The organism is Paraburkholderia acidiphila (assembly GCF_009789655.1).
Classification (GTDB): Bacteria; Pseudomonadota; Gammaproteobacteria; order Burkholderiales; family Burkholderiaceae; genus Paraburkholderia; species Paraburkholderia acidiphila.
Window position 1 is genome coordinate 1,453,615 of sequence record NZ_CP046910.1, and the last position, 23,651, is coordinate 1,477,265.

At 64.4% G+C, this 23,651-nt stretch carries 22 protein-coding genes; 13 read left to right on the top strand and 9 right to left on the bottom strand.

Features of this window, described 5'->3' with window-relative positions; translation table 11 throughout:
• Positions 1-6 precede the first annotated feature (6 nt).
• Positions 7-408 carry a nuclear transport factor 2 family protein gene (locus tag FAZ97_RS20995; protein WP_158760334.1) on the bottom strand — a complete coding sequence of 134 codons (402 nt, stop codon included), beginning with the start codon at positions 406-408 and terminating at the stop codon, positions 7-9.
• A complete protein-coding gene (locus FAZ97_RS21000) occupies positions 405-1,274 on the bottom strand; it encodes an oxidoreductase (RefSeq protein WP_158760335.1) in 870 nt (289 codons plus the stop codon). Before FAZ97_RS21000 ends, FAZ97_RS20995 begins: the two co-directional genes overlap by 4 nt.
• A gap of 294 nt (positions 1,275-1,568) precedes the next feature.
• On the opposite strand from FAZ97_RS21000, the gene FAZ97_RS21005 reads away from it, so the two are divergent.
• Together FAZ97_RS21005 and FAZ97_RS21010 are read left to right on the top strand one after the other, a co-directional pair.
• A complete protein-coding gene (locus tag FAZ97_RS21005) occupies positions 1,569-2,426 on the top strand; it encodes an NADPH-dependent oxidoreductase (RefSeq protein ID WP_158760336.1) in 858 nt (285 codons plus the stop codon).
• A gap of 45 nt (positions 2,427-2,471) precedes the next feature.
• On the top strand, positions 2,472-3,383 hold the full coding sequence (locus FAZ97_RS21010) for a ketopantoate reductase family protein (RefSeq protein WP_158760337.1): 912 nt from the start codon (positions 2,472-2,474) through the stop codon (positions 3,381-3,383).
• Positions 3,384-3,404: 21 nt separating this feature from the next.
• Here FAZ97_RS21010 and FAZ97_RS21015 read toward each other — a convergent pair whose 3' ends face one another.
• From FAZ97_RS21015 to FAZ97_RS21035, 5 genes are all read right to left on the bottom strand, one after another.
• On the bottom strand, positions 3,405-3,854 hold the full coding sequence (locus FAZ97_RS21015) for a PaaI family thioesterase (RefSeq protein WP_158760338.1): 450 nt from the start codon (positions 3,852-3,854) through the stop codon (positions 3,405-3,407).
• A 141-nt stretch (positions 3,855-3,995) separates the two neighbouring features.
• A complete protein-coding gene (boxA, locus tag FAZ97_RS21020) occupies positions 3,996-5,255 on the bottom strand; it encodes a benzoyl-CoA 2,3-epoxidase subunit BoxA (RefSeq protein ID WP_158760339.1) in 1,260 nt (419 codons plus the stop codon).
• 52 nt (positions 5,256-5,307) lie between these two features.
• Positions 5,308-6,735 carry a benzoyl-CoA 2,3-epoxidase subunit BoxB gene (boxB, locus tag FAZ97_RS21025; RefSeq protein ID WP_158760340.1) on the bottom strand — a complete coding sequence of 476 codons (1,428 nt, stop codon included), beginning with the start codon at positions 6,733-6,735 and terminating at the stop codon, positions 5,308-5,310.
• Between the two features lie 57 nt (positions 6,736-6,792).
• On the bottom strand, positions 6,793-8,469 hold the full coding sequence (boxC, locus tag FAZ97_RS21030) for a 2,3-epoxybenzoyl-CoA dihydrolase (RefSeq protein ID WP_158760341.1): 1,677 nt from the start codon (positions 8,467-8,469) through the stop codon (positions 6,793-6,795).
• A gap of 127 nt (positions 8,470-8,596) precedes the next feature.
• Entirely contained in the window at positions 8,597-9,553 is a 957-nt protein-coding gene (locus FAZ97_RS21035; protein ID WP_158760342.1) for a helix-turn-helix transcriptional regulator, read from the bottom strand.
• Between the two features lie 129 nt (positions 9,554-9,682).
• On the opposite strand from FAZ97_RS21035, the gene FAZ97_RS21040 reads away from it, so the two are divergent.
• The 4 genes from FAZ97_RS21040 to FAZ97_RS21055 all read left to right on the top strand — a co-directional run bounded on the left by FAZ97_RS21040 (position 9,683) and on the right by FAZ97_RS21055 (position 14,784).
• Positions 9,683-11,272, top strand: coding sequence for a benzoate-CoA ligase family protein (locus FAZ97_RS21040; protein WP_158760343.1), 1,590 nt, complete (start codon positions 9,683-9,685; stop codon positions 11,270-11,272).
• A gap of 21 nt (positions 11,273-11,293) precedes the next feature.
• Positions 11,294-12,124, top strand: coding sequence for an alpha/beta fold hydrolase (locus FAZ97_RS21045; protein WP_233271719.1), 831 nt, complete (start codon positions 11,294-11,296; stop codon positions 12,122-12,124).
• 276 nt (positions 12,125-12,400) lie between these two features.
• Positions 12,401-13,762, top strand: coding sequence for a sensor histidine kinase (locus FAZ97_RS21050; RefSeq protein WP_233271720.1), 1,362 nt, complete (start codon positions 12,401-12,403; stop codon positions 13,760-13,762).
• Positions 13,759-14,784: a response regulator gene (locus FAZ97_RS21055; protein WP_158760345.1), complete on the top strand. Its 1,026-nt coding sequence runs from the start codon at positions 13,759-13,761 to the stop codon at positions 14,782-14,784. The genes FAZ97_RS21050 and FAZ97_RS21055 overlap by 4 nt, the downstream gene beginning before the upstream one ends.
• Before the next feature lie 85 nt (positions 14,785-14,869).
• On the opposite strand, the gene cqsA is transcribed toward FAZ97_RS21055, so the two are convergent.
• Positions 14,870-16,171, bottom strand: coding sequence for an alpha-hydroxyketone-type quorum-sensing autoinducer synthase (gene cqsA / locus FAZ97_RS21060; protein WP_158760346.1), 1,302 nt, complete (start codon positions 16,169-16,171; stop codon positions 14,870-14,872).
• A 610-nt stretch (positions 16,172-16,781) separates the two neighbouring features.
• The gene (locus FAZ97_RS21065; RefSeq protein WP_158760347.1) at positions 16,782-17,951 is read right to left on the bottom strand and encodes a GGDEF domain-containing protein; all 1,170 of its coding nucleotides are present in this window, start codon (positions 17,949-17,951) and stop codon (positions 16,782-16,784) included.
• A gap of 156 nt (positions 17,952-18,107) precedes the next feature.
• Here FAZ97_RS21065 and FAZ97_RS21070 point away from each other — a divergent pair, with 156 nt between their 5' ends.
• The 7 genes from FAZ97_RS21070 to FAZ97_RS21100 all read left to right on the top strand — a co-directional run bounded on the left by FAZ97_RS21070 (position 18,108) and on the right by FAZ97_RS21100 (position 23,589).
• On the top strand, positions 18,108-18,410 hold the full coding sequence (locus FAZ97_RS21070; RefSeq protein WP_158760348.1) for a putative quinol monooxygenase: 303 nt from the start codon (positions 18,108-18,110) through the stop codon (positions 18,408-18,410).
• Positions 18,411-18,490: 80 nt separating this feature from the next.
• Positions 18,491-18,793 carry a DUF2795 domain-containing protein gene (locus FAZ97_RS21075; protein WP_158760349.1) on the top strand — a complete coding sequence of 101 codons (303 nt, stop codon included), beginning with the start codon at positions 18,491-18,493 and terminating at the stop codon, positions 18,791-18,793.
• A 169-nt stretch (positions 18,794-18,962) separates the two neighbouring features.
• Positions 18,963-19,313 (top strand): response regulator, encoded by a 351-nt coding sequence (locus FAZ97_RS21080; RefSeq protein WP_158760350.1) that lies wholly within the window; start codon positions 18,963-18,965, stop codon positions 19,311-19,313.
• 274 nt (positions 19,314-19,587) lie between these two features.
• Positions 19,588-19,794, top strand: a complete 207-nt coding sequence (locus tag FAZ97_RS21085) for a hypothetical protein (RefSeq protein WP_158760351.1) — start codon at positions 19,588-19,590, stop codon at positions 19,792-19,794.
• A gap of 113 nt (positions 19,795-19,907) precedes the next feature.
• The gene (locus FAZ97_RS21090) at positions 19,908-20,429 is read left to right on the top strand and encodes a PRC-barrel domain-containing protein (protein WP_158760352.1); all 522 of its coding nucleotides are present in this window, start codon (positions 19,908-19,910) and stop codon (positions 20,427-20,429) included.
• Between the two features lie 88 nt (positions 20,430-20,517).
• On the top strand, positions 20,518-22,650 hold the full coding sequence (locus FAZ97_RS21095) for a phosphocholine-specific phospholipase C (RefSeq protein ID WP_158760353.1): 2,133 nt from the start codon (positions 20,518-20,520) through the stop codon (positions 22,648-22,650).
• Between the two features lie 144 nt (positions 22,651-22,794).
• A complete protein-coding gene (locus tag FAZ97_RS21100; RefSeq protein ID WP_158760354.1) occupies positions 22,795-23,589 on the top strand; it encodes an SDR family NAD(P)-dependent oxidoreductase in 795 nt (264 codons plus the stop codon).
• The last annotated feature ends 62 nt before the right edge of the window (positions 23,590-23,651 follow it).

The window sequence follows — 23,651 nt, forward strand, 5'->3', positions numbered from 1 at the left end:
GTTTTCTCAGCGCATTGGCTCAGAACCCCTGCCGGCCAGACGCGGCGCCCCCATCCTGAACCAGGCTTTCGCGATCTTGCCGTCAACGACCTCGTAGATCGCGAATACGTCGACCTCGCCCACCCCCTCGGCAAACGTGCGCGTCACGCGCTCCTGATCGATAACGGTATTGCCGATCGACGCACGGTGCACGAGTTCGCCGAACAGATCCGGTTCGCGAAATCGCGCAACATGGCGCTCCCGCACCTGCGCCGTACCACGTGCGAGCAATCGGGACGGAAACTCGTAATACTCGCAATCGTCGGCCCACCATTTCATGAACGCATCGATATCGCGCGCGTTATAGGCATCGAGTTGTTGCTGTACAGGGAATTCAGGCGAGTCCGCAGCGGCGTTCGTGTCGTTCACGCTTGACCACTCCCCGCCGGAAAATCCGTTCCAAGACTCAACTCGCGCCACGTTTCGATATCGGCGAGCGCCGCGCGCAAACGATTCGCCACCGCATCCACGCCAAACGCCCCAAGCACGAGGTGCCGTGGCGGATTATCAGCTTGCGCGATGTGGATCATCGCCTGCGCCGCGCGCACCGGATCGCCCGGTTGATGTCCACTGCCCTCCGCCGTGCGCTTCATGCGCGCGCCCGCCGTTTCGGCATAGTCTTCGATATGGCTCGGCGTCTGCACGAGCGAGCGGCCTGCCCAGTCCGTGCGAAACGGCCCCGGCTCCACACAGGTCACCTTGATGCCGAGCGGACCGACTTCCGCCAGCAGCGAATCGGAGAACCCTTCTACTGCGTGTTTTGAGGCCGCATAGTAGCCAGAACCCGGAAAGCCCGCGAGCCCCGCCACCGACGTAATGTTGATGACGTGCCCCTTGCGGCGCGCGCGCATTCCAGGCAGCACCGCGCGCGTGAGCGCGAAAAGGCCAAATGCGTTGGCGTCGAACTGCGCGCGTATCTCGCGCTCCTCGCCCTCTTCGATCGAACTCTGATAGCCGTAACCCGCGTTGTTGACGAGCACGTCGATCGCGCCGAACTGCTTGTGCGCGGCCGCGACGGCGGCGTCGATCTGTGCGGCGTCGGTCACGTCGAGCGAGACGGGCAGCAGGCGGTCGCCGGCCTCGGGCGCGAGATCGTCGAGCGACGCCTTGTTGCGCGCGCTCGCCACGCAGCGCCAGCCGCGCGCGAGCACGGCACGGGCAAGCTCGCGGCCAAAGCCGGTCGAACAGCCGGTCACGAACCAGACTGGCGACGCATTCGGGGAATCAACGGACATGGGATAGCCTCGCGGAAGAAGGGGCAGACAAGACTGCCGAAGACAGGCGAAAGCACAAAGATGGCGCCGCCGCCCGGAGCGGGCGCATGCGCAGATCCAGATGATACCGGTCACTCGCGAACTCTGCTGACGCGCCCTTGCCCTTGAGCACGTGCCGGCGAACGCCTGCGCCAATCGCCCGACCCATGTACCATACGGCGCTTGGCGCCGCGATCGATCGCAGCCTTTCGATTTCAGCGGATTTCAGCGCGCCCCAGATTCGATTCAATCGTCACCTGCCGGAGAAGAAACCCGATGTCCACCGTCACCACGCCCGCACACCCCGCTGCCGAAATCGCCGATGCCCTGCGCGCCCTCGAAGCGCGCTACGGTACGCCGTGGTCCGCGCCGCTGCCGGCCTGGAACGAAACGCTCGACACGCTGCTCGCGCATCGCTCGGTGCGCAATTACGCGGACCGTCCGCTGCCGGAAGGCACGCTCGAAACGCTGATCGCCGCAGCCCAATCGGCCTCGACTTCGTCGAACCTGCAGACGTGGAGCGTGGTTGCCGTAGAAAACCCCGAGCGCAAGGCGCGCCTTGCCGAGCTTGCGGGCGGCCAGTCGCATGTTCGCGCAGCGCCGCTCTTTCTTGTATGGCTCGCGGACCTCTCGCGCCTCGAAGCGGCCGGCGCGCGCAGCGCAGCGAGCGTCGAAGGTCTGCACTACATGGAGACGCTGGTCGTCGGCATGATCGACGCGGCGCTCGCCGCGCAAAACGCCGTGGTCGCGCTCGAATCGCTCGGCATGAGCGCTGTGTATATCGGCGGCATCCGCAATCAGCCCGAGCAGGTGGCCGCGGAACTCGGCCTGCCGCCGCGCGTGCTCCCCGTGTTCGGCCTGTGCGTGGGCTATCCCGACGAAACGCGCCCCGCCGATGTGAAGCCGCGCTTGCCACAGGAGGTCGTGCTCCATCGCGAACAGTACGACGCGCCCTCGCAAGCGGCCGCAATTGCTCAGTATGACGAAGTCATAGGCGGCTTCCAGACCGCCCAGGGATTGAGCGCAGCGGGCTGGACCGCGCGTTCGCTCGCGCGCTGGCGCAGCCGCGAGTCGCTGCATGGCCGCGACCGCTTGCGCGACGCGCTCAACGCGCTCGGCTTCGAGCTGCGCTGAACGTCACAGGCAACGAAGTCCGTACGCCACACAGGAGAAACGCAAATGAAAGTCGCCGTCATGGGCGCAGGCGCAGTAGGCTGCTTTTTCGGCGGCATGCTCGCACGCGCGGGACACGATGTGGTCTTGATCGGCCGGCCCCAGCACGTCGAGGCCATTACGCGCGACGGACTGCGCCTCGAAGCGCAGCAGTTCGACGAGCGCATCGGCGCGCCGCATCTCACGGCCAGCACCAAAGCCTCCGCCGTGGCGGGTGCGGACCTCGTGCTGTTCTGCGTGAAGTCGACCGACACCGAAAGCGCAGGCACTGAAATCAAACCGCATCTGGGCGCCGACACGCTCGTGCTCACGCTGCAAAATGGCGCGGATAACGCGGAGCGCCTGCGCACCGTGATCCCGCAAGACGTGGCGGCCGCCGTGGTCTATGTCGCCACGGAGATGGCGGGGCCCGGCCACGTGCGCCATCATGGGCGCGGCGAACTGGTGATTGAACCTTCACGCGCAAGCGAAGCCACGGCGCGCACGCTCATCGATGCGGGCGTGCCCACGGAAATCTCGCCCAATGTGCGCGGCGCGCTGTGGGCGAAGCTGATCGTGAACTGCGCGTACAACGCGCTCTCGGCGATCACGCAGTTGCCCTATGGGCGTCTCGTGAAGGGCGCGGGCGTGAGCGAAACGATGCACGACATCGTCGGCGAATGCGTGGCCGTCGCTCGGGCCGACGGCGTGACGCTGCCGCCGGACATCGACAGCGCAGTGCCGCGCATCGCGCAGACCATGCCGGGCCAGTATTCGTCCACGGCGCAGGATCTCGCGCGCGGCAAACTCAGCGAGATCGATCACCTCAATGGCTACGTCGTGCAGCGCGGCGCGGCGCTTGGCGTGCCCACGCCGGCGAACCGCATGCTGCAAACGCTCGTGCGGCTTATCGAAGACAAGGCGCGCGCGGCGATCTAGTTCACGCACCGGTCACCATGTTCAGCGATCGAACACGAGCAGGGTGGAAGTCGCGGATGCGTAGAGCTTGCCCTGCGCATCCGTGATGCTGGCCTCCGTGAAGGCGGCGCGGCGGCCGATGCTGAGCACGCGCCCTTCCGCGCGCACAGGGCCGGTATCGGCGGTCATGGGCCGGTGGTACGCGACCTTCAACTCCAGCGTGGTATAGCCCTGATTCGTGCCGAGCCGCGAGTGTGCTGCGCAGCCGCACGCGGAATCGAGCAGCGTAGCGGCATAGCCGCCGTGCACCGTGCCGATGGGGTTATACACATGCAGACCGGGCGTGCCTTCGAACACGACGCGGCCCTCCTCGACTTCGACCAGCTTGAAACCAAGCGTTTCACCAATGGCCGGGCCACGGCTTCCGTTCAGCATGTGCTGCAACTGTTCGACGCCGGTCAGGCCGGCGGGCATTTCAGCAACGAGGTTCATTGAGGCGTCTCCAACGATGACGCGCGAGTGTGCGCGCCTTTGCGATTCGCCATCGTAACGCGTTTCGAACGATCGTGCTTAAATTACCATGAGCGTCTCGCGTGTTTCGATTCAGGCCTCGATTCATTGCATCCGGACGTTTCAATACGTCTCGAGATGCAGCCGCCCTTCGCGTTTGAGACGGTCCCACAGGGCTTCCCAGTCCATCGCGTGCTTCTCGGCGATCTCCTGAAGCGCCTGCAGCACGCCGTCCTCCATGCCCTTCAACCCGCAGACATAGACATGCGTGTTGCCGTCCTTGAGCAGCTGCGCGACGTCCACCGCGCGTTCCCGCATGGCGTCCTGCACATAGCGCTTAGGCTGCCCCGGCGTACGTGAAAAGGCGAGATTCGTGTCGATGAAATCTTTCGGCAGATTCATCAGGGGTCCGAAGTACGGCAATTCCTGCTGCGTGCGCGCGCCGAAAAAGAGCATGAGCTTGCCGGTCGCACCCTTGAGCCTGCGGCGGCGGCGATATTCGGTCATCGCGCGCATGGGCGCCGAACCGGTGCCCGTGCAGATCATCAGCAGATGCGAGTTCGGATGGTTCGGCATGAGGAAAGTATTGCCGAATGGCCCGATCACGCTCACCACGTCGCCCTTCTTCAGGTCGCACAGGTAGTTCGAGCACACGCCATCGGTAGCGTTGCCGCTGTGATCGCGCGTCACGCGCTTCACCGTGAGCGAGACGTTGTTGTAGCCGGGACGCTCGCCGTCACGCGGGCTCGCAATCGAATACTGGCGCGCGTGATGCGCCCGGCCTTCCGGAGTCGCGCCCGGCGGCAGGATGCCGATAGACTGGCCTTCGAGCACCGGGAACGGCATGGCGCCGAAGTCGAGCACGATGTGATGGATGTCGCTTTCGGTCGCGTCGTCGGTGAGGCGATAGTTGCCGACCACGGTCGCCGTGGTGGGCGCCTTGTGCGTGTAGAGCTGGACATAGGGGCGCGCGGCCGACCACGGCGGCACGGTCGAGCCGCGCACCATGTCGGAACCGCCGACGGGCGTATCAGCAGCATTCGGTGCCGCTTGTGCTTCGCGGGCCCCATCGCCTGATTCCTGCGCGACGGCCGGCGCTCCCACCGATGCTTTCTGCGCGGGCAGTTCGTCCCACGTGAACTGCTCGTCAATGGTGTACGCCTCGGCCTTGAGCACGTTGCGCCAGTTGTCGATCGCGCCGGTCGGGCATGGCGGCACGCACGCCATGCAAGCGTTGCAGACGTCGGCCTTGACCACATAGTTGGTGCCGTCGTGCGTGATCGCGTCGATGGGACACGTTTCCTCGCACGTATTGCAGCGTATGCAGATTTCGGGATCGATCAGGTGTTGCCTGAGAATTTCCACGGGTAGCGGACCGTTCATGATTGTCTCCCGCCGCGGCGCGCGAACTCGTCGTTGAGCGCCGCCGCTCCACTCAATCAAAGCGCACGTATTCGAAATCGACTGGCTGCCGGTTGATGCCCATAGCCGGCGGTGCGATCCAGTTGGCGAACTTGCCCGGTTCGATCACGCGGCCCATGAGCGAGGCCACATAGGCGCGGTCTTCCGCGGTGGGCAGCCATTTCGCTTCGTTCGCGGCCCATTCCGTCTCGCCGATCACGCGACCGTCCGGCGAAACGCGCACGCCCGCAAAGGTGCCGATCTGTCGATTGAATGCCTTGTGCGGCACGGCGAGCCGGGCATCGATGCCCGCCTTTTCCAGCACCTTGTTCCAGCGGTTCACGCCCGCTACCGAGTCCTTGATGTAGTCGTCGCGCAGCACTTCGTTCATCGCATTAAGCATCGGCACTTCGCGCTCCACGAGCTTGCCGTCCTGCACGTCGAGCAGGCGGTATTGCTGGCCTTCGAGCTGGTGATCGTCGTCTCGCTTGGTCTCTTCATAGCGGCCCTTCAGGCCCGAGCTGTAGAACGTCGCAGCATTCGACGAGTGATCGGCGCCGAACAGGTCGATCGTCACCGAGTAGTGGAAATTCAGGTAGCGCTGGATCGTTTCGAGGTCGATCACGCCCGCGGCGCGCAAGCGCTTCACGTCGTCGGTCTTCAGTTCGTTCATGACCTGCGCGGTGCGCTGCACGACACGCGAGATGCCCGATTCGCCGACGAACATGTGATGCGCTTCCTCGGTCAGCATGAACTTCGTCGTGCGCGCAAGCGGGTCGAAGCCGGATTCAGAAAGCGCCGAAAGCTGGAACTTGCCGTCGCGGTCGGTGAAGTACGTGAACATGAAGAACGCCAGCCAGTCCGGCGTTTTCTCGTTGAACGCACCGAGTATGCGCGGGTTGTCGTCGTCACCCGATCGGCGATCCAGCAATGCTTCGGCTTCCTCACGGCCATCGCGGCCGAAGTAGCGATGCAGCAGATACACCATCGCCCACAGGTGCCGCCCTTCTTCCACGTTCACCTGGAACAGGTTGCGCAGGTCGTACATGGAGGGCGCGGTGAGGCCGAGATGACGCTGCTGCTCGACGGAGGCGGGTTCCGTATCGCCCTGCGTGACGATGATGCGGCGCAGATTCGCGCGGTGCTCGCCCGGTACGTCCTGCCACGCGGCCTCGCCCTTGTGCGCACCGAAATGGATCTTGCGATCCGCTTCGCCCGGCGTGAGGAAGATGCCCCACCGGTAGTCGGGCATCTTCACATGGTCGAAGTGCGCCCAGCCGCCCGCGTCGACGCTCACCGCCGTGCGCAGATAGACGTCGTAGCCGTGCGAGCCTTCGGGGCCCATGTCGCCCCACCACGAGAGGAAGTTGGGCTGCCACTGTTCGAGGGCGCGCTGCAGCGCGCGGTCGTCGGCGAGGTTGACGTTGTTCGGAATCTTTTCGCTGTAGTTGATCGTGGACATTGCGGTTCCTTCCAGCAAATTCGACGGGCGCGGCGAACGCGGCGACGGATACGGGTCTCAGACGCGGGCGACGTCGAACTGCGCCTTGCTGCCCTTGCCGTACACCTTGAGCGCGCCCTTCTCGCCCACGGCGTTGGGCCGGTTGAAGATCCAGTTCTGCCACGCGGAGAGCCGCCCGAAGATGCGCGTTTCCATCGTTTCCGGGCCGTTGAAGCGCAGGTTCGCTTCGAGCCCGGTGAGCGCATCGGGCGACATGACCGCGCGCTCTTCCAGTGCGAGACGGATTTCGTCGGGCCAGTCGATGTCGTCGGGCGAGGCCGTCACGAGACCAAGGCCCTCCGCCTCGACCGGCTTGACCGCTTCGCCAATCTTTGCGCGCACGGCATCGAGTGGTTCGGTTTCCTCATAGAAACGCCGCGCGAGGCGCGATTGATGCGTGACCATCGGATAGAGGCCGAAGTTCGCTTCCGAGAGCGTGATGGCCGGTTCTTCGTCTTCGTTCGCGGGCAGCGCGGCCATGTACGTGCGGTCGGCAGCGAATGCGAGTTCGGCGAAAGTGCCTGCGAAGCACGAGCCCGGTTCGATCAGCGCGAACAGCGAACGCGAAGAGACATCGATGCGCGCCAGCGTACGGCGCAGCATGCCGATCGTCTCGCGCACGAACCAGTGGTCGCGGTGCGCGAGCAGCGCGGCGTCGGCGGCGAGCACGGTGCGCGCGTCGCCTTCGGTCTTGAGGATCCACGTGCCGATGTCGAGTTCGTTCGTGCGCATGCTGAGGATCGCATCGTCCAGTTCGCGCGCGAACTGCAGCGGCCACCACGACGCACCAGCGGCGACGATTGATTCGATATCCGAAGCAGGTGCCGCGGCCGGCGCTTTCGCCGTGAATGTCGCGGTGCGCTTCGCGCGGTCGATCGCAACGTCGACGGTTGCGTAGCTCAGGCCACTGTCGTGCTCCACGCGCTCGATGCGTGTGAGCGCAATGCCATTCGCACCCGCTGGCCGGTCACTAGCCGCCGCGAGTTCGAGCGCGCGCGCCTGCACGGCCTGGCCGAACTGATTCGGCTTCACCACTTCGTCCACGAGGCGCCAGGCTTTCGCGCGTTCGCCGCGTATGCCTTCCACCACGGTGCAGAAAATGTCGGCGCGGTCGTGGCGCACTTTGCGCTTGTCGGTCAACCGCGTGAGGCCGCCCGTGCCCGGCAGCACGCCGAGCAGCGGCACTTCCGGCAGCGCGACCGAGGAAGAACGGTCGTCCACGAGCATGATCTCGTCGCAGGCGAGCGCCAGTTCGTACCCGCCGCCAGCACAGGCGCCGTTCACGGCCGCAACGAACTTCAGGCCCGAATGGCGCGACGAATCTTCCATGCCGTTGCGCGTTTCGTTGGTGAACTTGCAGAAGTTGACCTTCCACGCGTGGGTGGAAAGGCCGAGCATGAAGATATTGGCGCCCGAGCAGAACACGCGGTCCTTCAGGCTGGTCAGCACGACGGTGCGCACTTCCGGATGCTCGAAGCGGATGCGCTGGAGTGCGTCGTGCAGTTCGATATCGACGCCGAGGTCATACGAATTCAGCTTTAGCTTGTAACCCTCGCGAATGCCGCCGTCCTCGGCGATATCCATGCCGAGCGTTGCCACCGCGCCGTCGAACGTTAGCTTCCAGTGCCGGTACTGCGCAGGTTCGGTGCGGTAATCGACCCGCTGCGGGGCGACGGCGGTTTCGACTGCGGCCATGAGCGTCTCCTTTCTGCCCTTCGTTTCAATGAACGATAGTGCAATGAAATGCTCATGTAAAGCATGTCAATGCATTTTAGTGCATACATAGAGGTAAACCCGCAATGCCGTAGTGCGCGGCCGCCGATTACTCGATGCGGGGCGCCTCGGCGGCGAGGCGGGCGGCGAGCCGGTCGCGCAGTTGCAGGTAGGCGTCGGCGAGCGTCTTTTCGCTGGTGTCGAACGTCATGTCGGCGCGGCCATACAGTTCGCTGCGGCCCGCCAGGATGCGTTTGAGGTCGTCCATCGCCTCGCTGTTGCCCGAATTGCCTGACATGGGGCGCAGGTCGCCCTGCGCCACGACGCGGCGCATGTGCTCGTCAGGCGCGGCCTGCAGCCAGACGGTGAAGCAATGCGCGAGCAGCACGTTGAACGTGGCCGGCTCGGACACGAGGCCGCCTGGCGAGGCGATCACGGCGCGCGGGTGCTCCGCGACCACGGCTTCCAGCGCCCGATGCTCATACCGGCGATAGGCGCTCGCGCCATACAGCGAATGAATCTCCGAAGGCGGACAACCCGCCAGCTGTTCGATCACTCGCGTCAGCTCGACGAACGGCACCTTCAGCTCCTGCGCGAGCATGCGTCCCAGCGTGGACTTGCCCGCGCCGCGCAGGCCGATCAGCGCGATACGCTCGTTGCGATGCGGATCGGCGCTGGTTTGCGAGAACATTTCGGCGAGCGCCACGCGCGCGCGCTGCAAGGCAGCCGGGTCGCGCCCCTGCAGCAGCTCGCGAATCAGGAGCCATTCCGCCGACGAGGTCGTGACGTCGCCGATGACTTCGGCGAGCGGACAGTTCAGCGTGTTCGCGATCTGCCGCAAGACCAGCACGGAGGCATTCCCCACCCCAGACTCCAGATTCGCCAGATGCCGCTCCGAAAGCCCGGTTTCCGCCGCCAGCGTCTTGCGCGTCATGCCGCGCCGCGCGCGCAGCATGCGCACGCGCTCGCCCATGGCGGTCAGGAACGGGTCGCGTTCTGCGCGCTCGCCGCGCGCGGCATCGTCGGCGGCTTCCGTTGGCAGCTCGGCAGTGTAAGTTTGCTTCATCTTAGGGAATCTCTGAACCCGAGTTTATGTACTATAGTGCTTGACATGCATTTTGCTAACCGCTAATTTTCCGCGAAAAGGTCGAACGACGACAAATCCGATCGTGGCAGACAGAGCGGAGACACCACCGTGCAAATCCATGCAGCGTCGCCAGAACACGCCGCGGCTGTGCCGCCGCCCGCGCAATTCAACTTCGCCACGCACCTGTTCTCGCTCAATGCCGCGCGCGCTGCGAAGACCGCGTATATCGACGACACGCTCACGCTGACCTACGGCGAACTCGAAACGCAGGCCCGCCGCTTCGCGACCGCCATGCGCGCGCTCGGCGTTCACACGGAAGAACGCGTTCTGCTCGTGATGCTCGACACCGTCGAGCTGCCCATTGCCTTTCTCGGCGCGCTCTATGCGGGCATCGTGCCGGTGGTCGTCAACACGCTGCTCATGCCGGCCGACTATATGTACATGCTCACGCACAGCCGCGCGCGCGTGGTGATCGCGTCGGGCGCGGTGCTGCCCGCGGTGAGCGCAGCGCTCGCCGAAGCACAATGTGAGGACTGCCAGTTAATCGTTTCGCAGCCTGTTTCAGATAGACCACAACCCGTCCTCGCCGATCTGATCGCGCGCGCCGAGCCCGCCCCGCGCGCCGCGCAAACCGGCTGTGACGACATCGCGTTCTGGCTCTACTCCTCGGGATCGACGGGAAAACCCAAAGGCACGGTGCATACGCACGCCAATCTCTACTGGACCGTCGAGACTTACGCGAAGCCCATTCTCGGCATACGCGAAAGCGACATCGTGTTTTCGGCGGCCAAGCTGTTCTTCGCCTATGGCCTCGGCAACGGTCTGTCGTTTCCGTTGTCGGTGGGCGCGACCACGATCCTGATGGCCGAACGCCCCACCGCCAGCGCCGTATTCGCGCGCCTCGTGCAGCATCGCCCCACCGTGTTCTACGGCGTGCCCACGCTCTACGCGAACATGATGGCCTCGCCCAATCTCCCCGCACGCGCCGATGTCGCGCTGCGCGTGTGCACCTCCGCGGGCGAAGCGCTGCCGCGCGAACTGGGCGAGCGCTTCAGGGCGCACTTCGGCAGCGACATTCTCGACGGCCTCGGCTCCACGGAAATGCTGCACATCTTCCTCTCGAACCGGCCAGGCGCCGTCGAATACGGCACCACGGGCCGCCCCGTGCCCGGCTACGAAATCGAACTGCGCGACGAGAACGGCGCGCTCGTGGCCGACGGCGAGATCGGCGACCTCTTTATCCGCGGGCCGAGCGCGGCCGTGATGTACTGGTGCAATCGCGAGAAGTCGCGCGCGACCTTCCTCGGCGACTGGGTGAAAAGCGGCGACAAGTACCGGCGCCTGCCGGGCGGCGCCTATGTCTATGCGGGCCGCAGCGACGACATGCTCAAGGTGAGCGGCCAGTACGTTTCGCCTATCGAAGTCGAAATGGTGCTCATGCAGCACGACGCGGTGCTCGAAGCCGCCGTGATCGGCGTCGATCAGGGCGGGCTCGTGAAGACCTGCGCATTCGTCGTCCTCAAGCAGGCGGCAGCGGACGCCTCGCACGAAGCACTGGCCGGGCAGCTGAAGGCGTTCGTCAAAACGCGGCTCGCGCCGCACAAGTATCCGCGCGACATTCTGTTCGTCGACGATCTGCCGAAAACGGCGACCGGTAAAATCCAGCGTTTCCGGCTGCGTCAGCAGTTTCAGTCGTGACAGTGACTCATGACAAGCGCCATGAACGATAGCGAATTTGCCGACCTGCCCACCGCCGATACACACCACGCGCACGATGCGCTGCGCATCGAATATCGCTGGATCGGCGCGGCAGACAGTGAGGCGCCGCTCGCCGTGTTCCTGCACGAGGGTCTCGGCTCGATCGCCATGTGGAAGGATTGGCCCGCCGCGCTTTGCGAGCGCCTGGGCATGCGCGGGCTCGTCTATTCGCGCCCGGGTTACGGGCGCTCCACACCGCGCGCGCCAGGCGTGAAATGGCCCGTCGATTTCATGGCTCAGCAGGCGCGCGAGGTCTTGCCCGCCCTGCTCGACACACTCGGTGTCAGCGCAGCCGAACGCAAGCGCATGTGGCTGATCGGTCATAGCGACGGCGCATCCATCGCGCTGCTCTACGCCGCCGCTTTTCCCGAAGCGCTCGAAGGCGCGGTGGCGATTGCGCCGCACGTGTTCGTGGAGGACATCTCCGTCGCAAGCATCGCCGAGGCGAAGGTTGCGTACGAAACGACCCGCCTGCGCGAAAGGCTGGCACGCTATCACGACGATGTCGACTCCGCGTTTTACGGCTGGAACGACATCTGGCTCGAGCCCGCCTTCCGGGCCTGGAATATCGTCGGCGATCTGGCGTCGATTCGCGCGCCGTTGCTCGCCGTACAGGCCGTAGACGACCACTACGGCACCATGGCGCAGGTCGAAGCGATTGGCGCGGCCGCGCCGCACGCGCGCGTCCACGCACTCGCACATGGCGGCCATTCTCCGCATCGCGACGCGCCGCAGCCGCTGGACGACGCTATCGAGCAATTCATTTCCGCCCACCGCAAGCCTTCGGCCTGAAGACCGCTCAGGCACACCTCAGCGCCCGTCGAACGGCCCTAAAATCGGCGCAGTCGATGCGCCACGCATAGCATTTCCTTGCCGGCACGGCACCGAAGCCTGTCAAGGAGCGAAACACGCCTCATCGCTGCAATCCTTTGGTGATATTGTCTTTCTTTGCCGGGTGGAGACGGGGTCCGACCACGCGAGACCGCCGGCGGAAAAGCAAGCAGCACCGGGAACCCAAAAAAGCGAGACGCAAAAAGACCGGCCGGACCGCGCGCGCCGGCCAGAACGATGAGCGATTCCATTCTGATGAACGTTTCAAGAACCTCGGTGCGACTGAGGCGGGCCTGGGCGTCGATGCGTCCGCGCTTCGTGCGCGCCTTCGCGCCCGCGCTGCGCAACCTGCAATACGTGAAGCGGCGCATGCGCCCGCTCGCCGTCGTGGCGAGCGTGGGCTTTCCGCTTTACTACTACGTCTGGAAAGACCTCTTTCCTCAGCCGTATGAAAATCTCACGCTGCGCCTGATCGGCTCGTTCCTGTTCATCCCGATTCTGGCGTTCGAGCGCTGGCCCGCCGCGCTGAAAAAGCTGCTGCCGTGGTACTGGTACTTCTGCACGCTCTACGCGTTGCCGTTCTTTTTCACGTTCATGCTGCTCAAGAACAACGGCAACGAAGTGTGGGTGGAGAGCGCGCTGATCGCGGCGTTCGTGATGGTGCTGCTGCTCGACTGGCTCATGCTCGTGCTGCAGTTCCTCGTGGGCATCAGCCTCGCGGTGATCGCGTACTGCCTCACCACGTACCCCATCGTACTCGGGCCGAACTACTTCACCCATCTGGCGATCTTTTCGTTTGCGGTAGCGATCGGCGCGGTGGCCAATTACGATCAGGACCGCATTCAGATCGAACAGGAGCGCGCCATGCTGGCTACGGCCGGCAGCGTGGCGCACGAACTGCGCACTCCGCTCGTGGCGATCCGCGTGGGCGCAGCGGGCCTCATGCGCTATTTGCCCGCACTGCTCGACACCTATCAGCTCGCCCAGCGCAGCCGCTTGCCCGTGCCTAAAATACGCGTGGCGCATCTGCATTCCCTGCAAGGCGTGGTGGGCCGCATCGAACAAGAGGCATTGCATTCGAACGCGATCATCGACATGCTGCTCGCCACGGCGCGCTTCACGGGCGGCAACATGCAAAACGCAACAACGTGCTCGATCGTGCATTGCGTGGAAACCGCACTCGCGCGTTTTCCGTTTCGCGAAGGCGACCGGCGTCGGGTAATCTGCAACCTGCGCCCCGATTTCGAGTTCCACGGATCTGAAATGCTTACTGTTCACGTGCTCTTCAATCTGCTCAAAAATGCCTTCCGGCATATGGGCAGCATCGAAGGCGCGCAGATTTCGATTCGTCTTGAATCAGGGCAACGGGCCAATCGTTTGATTTTCAGCGATACGGGCACCGGTATTTCCCCTGAGGTATTGCCGCACATCTTCACGCGCTTTTATACTTCGACAACCGCCACCGATGACGTGACGCTCGGAGCAGGAATCGGGCTGGCATTCTGCCGCGATGTCATGCAAGCGATGGGTGGAGCAATCACGTGCTCTTCCGTAAAAGGCGAATATACCGAGTTCGTTTTGACATTCCCTGCGCCATGACGAAAGCCATTCAGCCGTTCTCCTATCCGACCACCGTCGCGTTCGTCGACGACAGCGCCGCGTTCCTTTCGAACCTGAGCCTGCAACTCGACCCCGACCTGGCCTTCCGCCTGTTCAGCTCGCCCGGCGAGGCGCTGAAATTTCTCAATGGCCGCGCCGGGCCGGACCGCGCCGCGGAGCCCATCTTCAGCCCGTATCTGGACCGCACCGAAGAAAACGATGCGCACCAGGTCATCGCCATGCGCGTCGACGCGATACGTAGTCTCGTACATAACGCGTCGCGCTTCGAGTCGGTATCGGTCGTGGTCGTCGATTACGACATGCCCGAACTCAACGGCATGGAGTTTTGCCGCCGCATTACCGACCCGTCGATCCGGAAAATCGTGCTGACCGGCAAAGCCGACGAGCACGTGGCAGTGAAAAGCTTCAACGAAGGGCTGATCGACCGCTTCATCCGCAAGCACGAGGTCGACGCGGTGGAAACGCTGAACCAGGCGATCGGCGATATGCAGCGCGCGTATTTCGACCGCTGCTGCAGCACGGTGCTCGACGCGCTCGCCGTTTCCGAATATGCGTTCCTCAAGGACCATGCGCTCGCCGCGCACGTGAAAGGCATTGCCGATTCATTGGGCATCGTCGAGCACTATCTCTCGTATCAACCGCACGGACTCCTGATGTTCGACGGCATCGGCACCGCGTACCTGCTCGTCATACACACCGACGAATCGCTGCGCGGCGTGCGTGAAATCGCCGTCGAACAAGGTGCGCCCACAAGCTTTCTCGCGGAACTCGACAGCCGCCGCAGCCTGCCCTATTTCTGGCGCACGGAAGGCTATTACCCGGCACAGTGCGCGGAATGGCAGCCGTATATGCACCCCGCATCGGAATTTCACGGCGACCGCCGCTATCTCTACGCCGTGGTAAAGAAGCCGGCGGGACTTGCGCTCGACAACGTGCTGCCCTACGACCGGCATCTCGACCAGCTCGACCGCGAGATCCAGGCGGCGTGGGACTCACCCTGATTTACGGCACTGAATTGCGGTCAGTTTTCCGCAGGCCGTAAATCGGGCGCTCCCCCACGCTATCGTTGCCTCGCGCGATGCTGGCTCAGGCCGCCACGGCCACCATCGGCATATTCACCACCGCTTGCGGCACACGCACGCGCGCACGGCCCGTATTGCGCTCGTTGCGGCGCGTGGAAGGCCAGTTCCACATTTGCACCTCGTCGCGAATCTCGGCGCACACCTCCACGAGCCGCTCCAGTTCCTCCTCGCACAGCGCCGCGTTGAGCGAGAGCCGCACGAGCGAGCGGTTCTGCGCCGTGGCGGGTGCACAGAACACCGAACCGAAAATGCCGCGTGCTTCGAGCGCGTCGCGCAGCACGATCGTCTGCGGCTCCGGCCCGGCTTCGAGCGCGATGATTTGCGTTTCGCTGCCGTTCAGGTTGTAGCCGAGTTCGGCGAGCCGCCCGCGCACATAGCGCCCATTGGCCGCGACCCGCGTGCGCCGCCAGTCTTCGCGCTCGATCACGTCGAGCGTGGCCGCGAGACCCGCCGTTTCATGCGGCAGCAGTGTCGAGCTGAAAATCGCCGGCAGCGCCTCGCATTTGAAATACTCCTGGAAGCGCCGCGAACAGCTGATGATGCCCGCGCGCCCGGCAAACGCCTTGGCGAGACTGGCCGTGCGGAAATGCACGCGGTCGATCAGCCCGAGTTCGGCCACCATGCCCGCACCATGCGGGCCGTGCGTGCCGAGCGAATGCGACTCGTCGACGACCAGCACGCAGTCGTGCTCGGCGCATACCTCGGCAATCGCCGCGAGCGGCGCCACGCTGCCGTTCGTGCTGTACACCGAATCGACGATCACGATCCCGGCCCCGTAGCGCTGAATGCGCTGCTCGAGATGATCGACATCGTTGTGGAAGAAACTGATCGCGCGCGCCCCGGCGCTGCGGATGCCTTCCCACAGCGACATATGCGCCATCATGTCGACGTATACCGGCGTTTGCGCATTGGCGATCGACTGGATCAGCCCCGTATTCGCGGCAAAACCCGACTGGCACAACACACTCGCTTCGGCCCCCATGTAGGACGCGAAGCGGTCTTCGAGTGCGAGTTGCGGGCAGTCGTCGCCGTGCAGGAACACACCCGACATCAAGAGCCCGTTGCCCTCCGAGCGGATGCTCATGCACATTGCATCGAGAATCTCGGGGTGGCGCGCAATCGAAAGGTAGTCGTTACTCGAAAGGTGCAAGGCGTCGGCATCGGCGACACGACCCTTCATGATGTGCCCCCCGGCCCAGCTTTCCTGCACGCGCTCGGTGTAGTAACGATCGACACGTGCTGCGAGGAATGCGGGCAATGCCGCGTCGTTGTTATGTGCGTTACGCCAGTTGCTGCCAACTTTCATCTCAGGCTCCTTGTGGTTAAAGCCCGCCCCCGGAGGCGACTTGTCTGGTCAGGATGGATACCGGGAGGCAGGCCCGTAATGTGCCCGCAGCGAAACGACACGCGCGATGAGGCCTGACGTGCGCATTGCGGCAGCGGACTTTTGAATGTGGGTAATGCAATGACTGGCGAGCGCGTGAGTCGCGGCGCGCGGCGGGGAGCGAAAGAGCGGTCCAGGCCGGCGGCGCCAGAGCGCGCTTGAATGCGGAGCGAATGCGAAAACCAATGCGGGCGCGGGGCGCCAGGAGCCGGCGCCTTCATATCCGCACGAATCCCGCATCGCGTGATCGCCACTGGTTACAAGGGAAGAAACGCCCGCTCGAAAATTATTGAGGCGCGCCACGCAGGCCACCTGGACCCTGCACGCCATGCAGCGAAAGCGCCTTTACGCTGCACGCAACGTCAGTCGCGCCATTGATAATTATCGTTTAAAAACAGCGCTGTTTAGATCTTCGCGGTGCGCAACTATGCGTAGCGCATGGAGTTTCGATAAGGAAATACCCGTCGCGCCGCGAATGGGCGCGAGCATTGATTCACAACGCATAAACCGCCGAAGCCGACCAACAGAACGGTCAGCTGGCCACGACGCGGTCGCGTCCACGTGACTTGGCGACATAGAGCGCGGCGTCGGCGCGCGCCATCAAGGTCGCAAGCGAGTCCTGCAGTTGTGCTTCATCCACGCCCGCGCTGAACGTGAGGCCATCGTGCGCCTCCTGTCCGGATTCACGGGCCTGAGCGTCGGCGCTGCGGCGCACGGCGAGGGCCAGCACGCGCAATTCATCGAGACGCCTTACCGCCTCGTCGCGGGTCATGCCGATGAAGAGCAACGCGAATTCTTCGCCGCCCAGGCGGCCGAATACGTCCTCTACGCGCACACCGCTCTTCACGACGCGGCAGAACTGCGCGAGCACGCGGTCGCCTGTGGCGTGCCCGTAGCGGTCGTTGATCGATTTGAAGTGGTCGATATCGACAATCGCGAACGTGACCCGCAGGCCCTGCTCGCGCGCGGCGTCGAGCGACGCGTTCGCCTGGGCCAGAAAGGCGCGGCGCGTGAGCGCGCCGGTCAGCTCGTCCTGGTTCGCGAGGCGTTCGAGCCGCTCGGCCATGCGGTCGTGCGCGAGCAGAACCAGGCCGATCGAAAGCGCCGGCAACACGAGAATGCCGAGTGCGAGCCACGCTACATTCAGCGGCGTGAAGTCGAGCAGCCCGTACTGCTTGACGATGCCGCTGCCGTACATGGCCCCGCGCAACGCGTGCGCGAACGCACCCAGCCAGGCCGCCAGAGTCACGAACCGGTAGCTGTAGACCGGGCGCGCGGGCGGACGGCAACGTAATGCGAGCCAGCCGATCCACGCGTAAACGGCCGCGTGAAACATGGAGACGACGGCCACGCGCGCGCCGAGACTGGGCGTCACCCAGTACCACCACACAATACCCGTTGCGAGCGCAACGGTTCCCGCATAGGCGAGCGGCACACGCGGCTTGAGCCCGAAGAACTCGCGGCAGCCTTCGAGCATGCGCACCACGGCCAGCGCCAGCAACGTATTCGAAGCGAAGACGGTGAGAATGGGCAAGCCAAGGCGTTGCATGCCCGCGAGCAGGATCGCGACGCTTGCCATCAAATAGGCGCCAATCCACCGCCCGACACCAGGAATACCCGCGGGCCGCAGTGAGCCGAGAATGGCGAGGCTCATGATGCTCGAAAGCACCGTGACAAGAAGGATATTGACCGGATCTAGCATGTACGGCGTGGTCTGAAGATATGTCGGAGTTTACGGCATCATTTTGAAAAACATGCGCCTTGACCCCGCTGTCCACCCCACCTTCCCGGCGCTTGACGAACGCCCCGAAACACCGCGACCATGCCTGATACGCCACGACGCGACAGGAGGCATGTCATGACCCAACGTGCGTTGTACGTCGAGTTGCACGCGCAGCCCGGCAAGGAAGAGGAACTGGCGGCATTTCTTGCGGGTGCGAAGCCGCTGGTCGACGCCGAACCCGCCACGCCCGTCTGGTTCGGCGTGCGCTTCGATAAAGCGACGTTTGCAATCTTCGACGCCTTCGACGATGAAGCCGGCCGCGACGCGCATCTGAACGGCCAGGTGGCGGCGGCTTTGATGGCGCACGCGGGCGAACTGCTGGCCGCACCGCCCCAGATTCGCCGCGCCGACGTGCTTGCCGACAAAGTACCCGCTTGAACGCCCGCCAGGGCTGCGCAGGGAAAAAGGTGCCAGGAATGGCATCTGCGGGAAGCATCGGATCTTCGAAGGAGAAGCCGATGAAACCTGCTTCCGTTTGCGAGGCACCGCGCGCCGACGCCCCCGGCCAGGCGCGCTCGAACGCCGAGGCGCTGACCGGGCGCGTGCTGCACGCCCTCGAACGCGTCACCTGGCCTGCGCACCCCGCCACGCTGATCGAAAGCGCCACGAACCGCGGCGCGGCGCACGACGTGATCGAAGCCCTTCGCCACTTGCCCGACGAGGCGTTCGGCAGCTTTTCCGAGGTCTCGGCATTGATCGTCGCCGCACAACTGCGCGCGCGTGAATCCGCCGCCCAACGAGGTGTGTCGACGCAAGGATGACGAGCGAAGCCGAAATGAATCCCGCCCGCTCGGCACGGGAACGGAAATTGCGCGCAGCGGGAGGCGGCCACCGGATAGTTTCGGCCCCCCGCGACGCGATCGCGAAGAAGATCACGAAGAACAACGGCGCAGCCGCTACCGTCGGCCGGGCCGCTTACGCAAGAAACGTATGGCTACCGTATTACTAGTCGACGACGATCCCAACGCGCTCAATGCGCTCAAGGAACTGGTCGGGCAGGAAGGTTACCGGGTGCGAACCGCCGCAGACGGCTCGGATGCGCTGCAAAGCGCACTCGACGACCCGCCCGACGTCGTGATCTCCGACTGCATGATGCCGCGCATGGACGGTCTGTCCCTCATGCGCGAAATGAGGCGCAGCAGCAAGCTCGCGCGCGTGCCGCTCGTACTCGTCTCCGCGCTCGTCACGCTGCCCCCCGACGCCGACGTCGCGGGCTTCCTGCGCAAGCCGTTCGCCGTGGCGCAATTGCTCGACATCCTCCACCGGGTCGCCACGCCCTGAAACGCGCGAACCCGCAAACGTCTACACCGCATGAACGATTTACATCATCGTTGTAGCGGCTTACGTGGCGAACTGACGTGGCGACAGGGCGCGCAATTCGCCTGGTCGCCCGCCTTGCTTCATTCGGGTTCCTTATCGATAGCGTGCGTTGGCGCGCCACGGCACGACCGATGCTGTTGAATCAGCGTGACCGGTCCAACCCGGGCCGGCTGGGAATCGAGCCCTCAAGCCGCGTCGCGTCGTAATGCGACGCGCATATCCAAAGGAGGTCGAAATGCGCGAATACGCAGGCCGCTCGCACGACGAGCGCGTAGCACAACGCAAGCAGCAGAAAAAGGGCGCCACAGAGCCGCCGGGCGGCGATATGGCCGTGCACGGCACCGAACCCGACGCCACCCATAGCTGCGGCGAACTATCGGATCAAGGCAAGGAAGTATGGCGCAAAGGCGCGGGCATGGACGGCGGCGGCCGAAGTGACTGAAGCGCGACTGAAGCGCGACTGAATTCCGCTTCGAGCCGTCACGACCGTCAAGGCACATCGTTGCGCCCTCACCTTACTCAAGCTTCTGTTTCTTCATCAACAAGGAGAACATCATGGCCTATTCGCAAACCCCGACACGAACCCCAATCGGTTCGACGCCGCGTGGCGGCGACGGCGCACGCATTGTCGGGCGCGACCAGTCGGCCGCGCCTGGCCCCGGCCCCGACGTGATGGCGGCCAGCACGTTGGACAGCGACCGCGTGCTGAGTTCGGACGGCGACGAAGTCGGCAAAGTCAAAGAGATCATGCTCGACGTGGAAAGCGGCCGCATCGCTTACATGGTGATGTCGAGCGGCGGCTTCCTCGGCATTGGCGACAAGCTGCTCGCGGTGCCGTGGAATGCCCTCACGCTCGACGCGGCACGCAAATGCTTCGTGATCGCACTCAACTCCGAGCGCGTAAAGAACGCACCGGGCTTCGACAAAGGCGAATGGCCCTCGATGGCCGACCGCACCTGGGCCAGCTCCGTGCATCAGTACTATGGCCGCGAGCCGTACTGGGGCAACGACGACGCGAGCCTGCCGCCCGGCGAGCCCGGACGCGAGCCGCCGGAAGCGGGAGGGGTGAAGCGCTAACTCACACAGGCGCTCATCGAGCGCCCGCGGCGGCGCCAACGTGTCATGCTAATGCTCGCGAGTACAACGACAACAACGCGAACACACCATGACTTCGATGGACCGCCGTGATTTCCTTCGCGCCGCCGCCGCGGGCGCAACACTGAGCCTCGCCTCGCCCGCCATCCAGCGGGCGCTGGCCATTCCTGCAAACAACACGACCGGAACGATTGAAGACGTGCAGCATATCGTCGTTTTCATGCAGGAAAACCGTGCGTTCGACCACTATTTCGGCACGCTGCCCGGCGTGCGCGGCTTCTCGGACCGCTTCACGATCCCCCTGCCCGACGGCGCCAATGTCTGGCAGCAAAGCGACGGCTCGCGCACGCTGCTGCCGTTCTACCTGGACAGCCGCAAGGGCAACGCATTGCTCGCGGGCGGCGCGCATAACTGGGCGGACGCCCACGAGGCCTGGGATCATGGCCGCATGACGCACTGGCCCAAGTTCAAGGGCGACGCCTCGATGGGCTACTTCCAGGCCGCCGACCTGCCGTTTCATTTCGCCCTCGCCAACGCCTTCACGATCTGCGACGCCTACTATTGCTCGCTGCACGGCGGCACCAACTCGAACCGGCTCTTTCTGTTCACCGGCACCAATGGCCCCACGGCCTCGCCTTACGCCGTGGTCGACAACAATGGCTGGGACAACATCGCCGCGCCGGCCACGGGCCTGAAATGGACCACGTATCCGGAACGCTTGCAGGCCGCGGGGGTGACGTGGAAGGTGTATGAGAATCAGCCCGATAACTACACGGACAATCCGCTTGTCGGATTCGCCAGCTATCGCAAGGCTCTCGAGGCAATCGAAGGCTCGCCCAACTTGCCGTGGACCCAGGCGCTCGACGCGCGCGAGCCCTTGTACAAAGGAGTCGGCAATACGATGCCCGATGGCGGCTTCCTGCAGGCCCTCAATGACGATATCGCGGCGAACCAGTTGCCTCAGGTGAGCTGGATCGTCGCGCCGCAGGCCTACTCCGAGCACCCCGCCGTATCGACGCCAGGTCAGGGGGCGTACTATCTGCAGAAGCTGCTCGAAGCGCTCACGCGCAATCCGGACATCTGGAGCAAGACCGTACTCTTCGTGAACTTCGACGAGAACGATTGCTTCTTCGATCACATGCCGCAGCCTTGCCCGCCCTCGCCGATCAAGGATGGCGAATTCGCGGGCAAATCCACCGCCAGCACGCGCCACGAATACTTCACCATGCCGAACCCTCCCGGCGACGGCAAGCCCGTGGCGCCAGACGGCTTGCCGTTCGGGCCCGGGCCGCGCGTGCCGATGATCGTCGTCTCGCCGTGGAGCACGGGCGGCTATGTGAACTCCGAAGTCTTCGATCACACGTCGGTGCTGCGCTTCATCGAAGCGCGCTTCGGCGTGCGCGAGACGAACATCAGCCCGTGGCGGCGTGCCGTATTCGGCGATCTCACCTCGGCGTTCAACTTCAGCACACCGAACGAAAAGCCGGTGCAGACGTTTTCCGCGCCGACGAAAGCGGCAGCCGATGCGTTGAACAAGCAACAGAACGCCCTCAAGCCCGTACCCGTGCCGCAACCCGACATGCAGACCATGCCGCGGCAGGCGCGCAAGGCGCGGCCCTCGCGCGCACTGCCGTACCGTCTCAACGTGGATGCCAGCGTCGACGGGCGTCATCACAAGGTTCTGCTGGAGTTCGGCAACGAAGGAAAAGCCGGCGCCGTATTTCACGTGTACGACCAGCTTCACCTCGACAAGCCGCCGCGCCGCTACACGGTCGAGGCAGGCAAGACATTGCGCGATACGTGGACGCCCACCGCCTCCGACGACGGCGCATACCGCCTGTGGGTGCTCGGGCCGAACGGCTTTCATCGTGCATTCGAGGGCAACGCGCGCGCGGCGGCACACGGGCCGAATCCGGAAGTGCGCGTGCGCCATGACGCCGCGAACAATGCGCTCGCGCTTGGCATCGCGAATCGCGCAAATGCGGCGTCGAATGTGACCATGGCGGCCAATGCCTACCGCAGCGACGGGCCGTGGACTTACGCGTTGCGCGCCGGGGAACAGATTCAGTCGAACTGGGCGCTCGCAGATTCGGGCGGCTGGTACGACTTCACGTTAAGCGCGGAGAACGGCGTGATACGGCGCTTCGCGGGCCGTCTGGAAACCGGCAAGGACAGCGTGAGCGATCCGGCGATGGGTGAATGAGGTGAGTGAGGCGCCCGGGAATACCTCGAACGCCGCTGCGCAGTACACTGCCCGTTCCCTTCCCGATGGCTGCGACCGGCGTTGCGCCCCGCACGTTCGACGCGCGTTCAGAAGCGTGGCCTGCCTCCCCCTCATGGAGCCCGCATGAAAATCGATTTAACTGGAAAACTCGCGCTCGTCACCGGCTCGGCTGCCGGCATCGGTCTGGCCGCGGCGAAAGGTCTCGCGCTCTCGGGCGCCGACGTGATCGTCAGCGGCCGTCACACCGAAAGCGTGCGCGAAGCCGAGGCCGCGCTGCGCACCGCGGCGCCCGGCGCGCGGGTGCAAGGCTTCGTCGGCGATCTTTCCAACGCCGCGGGTTGCGATGCACTCTTGAAGGCGCATCCCCAGGTGGACATTCTTGTGAACAATCTCGGCGTGTTTCAGCAGCAGGACTTCTTCGAGATTCCCGATGCCGAATGGCTGCGTTTCTTCGAAACGAATGTGATGTCCGGCGTACGTCTTTCACGCGCCTATGCGAATGCGATGGTCAAGCGCGGCTGGGGGCGCATCGTGTTCATCTCATCGGAATCGGGGCTGAACATTCCCGCCGACATGATCCACTACGGCATGACGAAAACCGCGCAACTCGCGCTCGCACGCGGCCTCGCCAAGCGCCTGGCGGGGACGGGCGTCACGGTCAATTCGGTGCTGCCTGGCCCGACGCTTTCGGAAGGCGTGGCGCAAATGCTCAAGGACGAAGTGGCCGCTACGGGCAAAACCGTCGAGGAAGTCGCCGCGCAGTTCGTGCAGACGCATCGGGCCTCTTCCATCATCCGCCGCGCGGCGAGCGTGGAGGAAGTGGCGAACATGATCGTCTACGCGTGTTCGAAAGAGGCGTCGGCCACGACGGGCGCGGTGTTGCGCGTGGATGGCGGCGTGGTGGATACCATCGCGTGACGTGCCAGGCCGCGAGTGTGTGAATTTGATTCGTTATACGAATCAAATCACGAAACGGAGTA

What these genes read in the sequence shown, in the direction of transcription:
- FAZ97_RS21000 (WP_158760335.1), bottom strand. Translation starts at nt 1,274, where the DNA reads ATGTCCGTTGATTCCCCGAATGCGTCGCCAGTCTGGTTCGTGACCGGC.
- FAZ97_RS21005 (WP_158760336.1), top strand. Translation starts at nt 1,569, where the DNA reads ATGTCCACCGTCACCACGCCCGCACACCCCGCTGCCGAAATCGCCGAT.
- FAZ97_RS21010 (WP_158760337.1), top strand. Translation starts at nt 2,472, where the DNA reads ATGAAAGTCGCCGTCATGGGCGCAGGCGCAGTAGGCTGCTTTTTCGGC.
- FAZ97_RS21015 (WP_158760338.1), bottom strand. Translation starts at nt 3,854, where the DNA reads ATGAACCTCGTTGCTGAAATGCCCGCCGGCCTGACCGGCGTCGAACAG.
- boxA (WP_158760339.1), bottom strand. Translation starts at nt 5,255, where the DNA reads ATGAACGGTCCGCTACCCGTGGAAATTCTCAGGCAACACCTGATCGAT.
- boxB (WP_158760340.1), bottom strand. Translation starts at nt 6,735, where the DNA reads ATGTCCACGATCAACTACAGCGAAAAGATTCCGAACAACGTCAACCTC.
- boxC (WP_158760341.1), bottom strand. Translation starts at nt 8,469, where the DNA reads ATGGCCGCAGTCGAAACCGCCGTCGCCCCGCAGCGGGTCGATTACCGC.
- FAZ97_RS21035 (WP_158760342.1), bottom strand. Translation starts at nt 9,553, where the DNA reads ATGAAGCAAACTTACACTGCCGAGCTGCCAACGGAAGCCGCCGACGAT.
- FAZ97_RS21045 (WP_233271719.1), top strand. Translation starts at nt 11,294, where the DNA reads ATGAACGATAGCGAATTTGCCGACCTGCCCACCGCCGATACACACCAC.
- FAZ97_RS21050 (WP_233271720.1), top strand. Translation starts at nt 12,401, where the DNA reads ATGAGCGATTCCATTCTGATGAACGTTTCAAGAACCTCGGTGCGACTG.
- FAZ97_RS21055 (WP_158760345.1), top strand. Translation starts at nt 13,759, where the DNA reads ATGACGAAAGCCATTCAGCCGTTCTCCTATCCGACCACCGTCGCGTTC.
- cqsA (WP_158760346.1), bottom strand. Translation starts at nt 16,171, where the DNA reads ATGAAAGTTGGCAGCAACTGGCGTAACGCACATAACAACGACGCGGCA.
- FAZ97_RS21065 (WP_158760347.1), bottom strand. Translation starts at nt 17,951, where the DNA reads ATGCTAGATCCGGTCAATATCCTTCTTGTCACGGTGCTTTCGAGCATC.
- FAZ97_RS21070 (WP_158760348.1), top strand. Translation starts at nt 18,108, where the DNA reads ATGACCCAACGTGCGTTGTACGTCGAGTTGCACGCGCAGCCCGGCAAG.
- FAZ97_RS21075 (WP_158760349.1), top strand. Translation starts at nt 18,491, where the DNA reads ATGAAACCTGCTTCCGTTTGCGAGGCACCGCGCGCCGACGCCCCCGGC.
- FAZ97_RS21080 (WP_158760350.1), top strand. Translation starts at nt 18,963, where the DNA reads ATGGCTACCGTATTACTAGTCGACGACGATCCCAACGCGCTCAATGCG.
- FAZ97_RS21085 (WP_158760351.1), top strand. Translation starts at nt 19,588, where the DNA reads ATGCGCGAATACGCAGGCCGCTCGCACGACGAGCGCGTAGCACAACGC.
- FAZ97_RS21090 (WP_158760352.1), top strand. Translation starts at nt 19,908, where the DNA reads ATGGCCTATTCGCAAACCCCGACACGAACCCCAATCGGTTCGACGCCG.
- FAZ97_RS21095 (WP_158760353.1), top strand. Translation starts at nt 20,518, where the DNA reads ATGACTTCGATGGACCGCCGTGATTTCCTTCGCGCCGCCGCCGCGGGC.
- FAZ97_RS21100 (WP_158760354.1), top strand. Translation starts at nt 22,795, where the DNA reads ATGAAAATCGATTTAACTGGAAAACTCGCGCTCGTCACCGGCTCGGCT.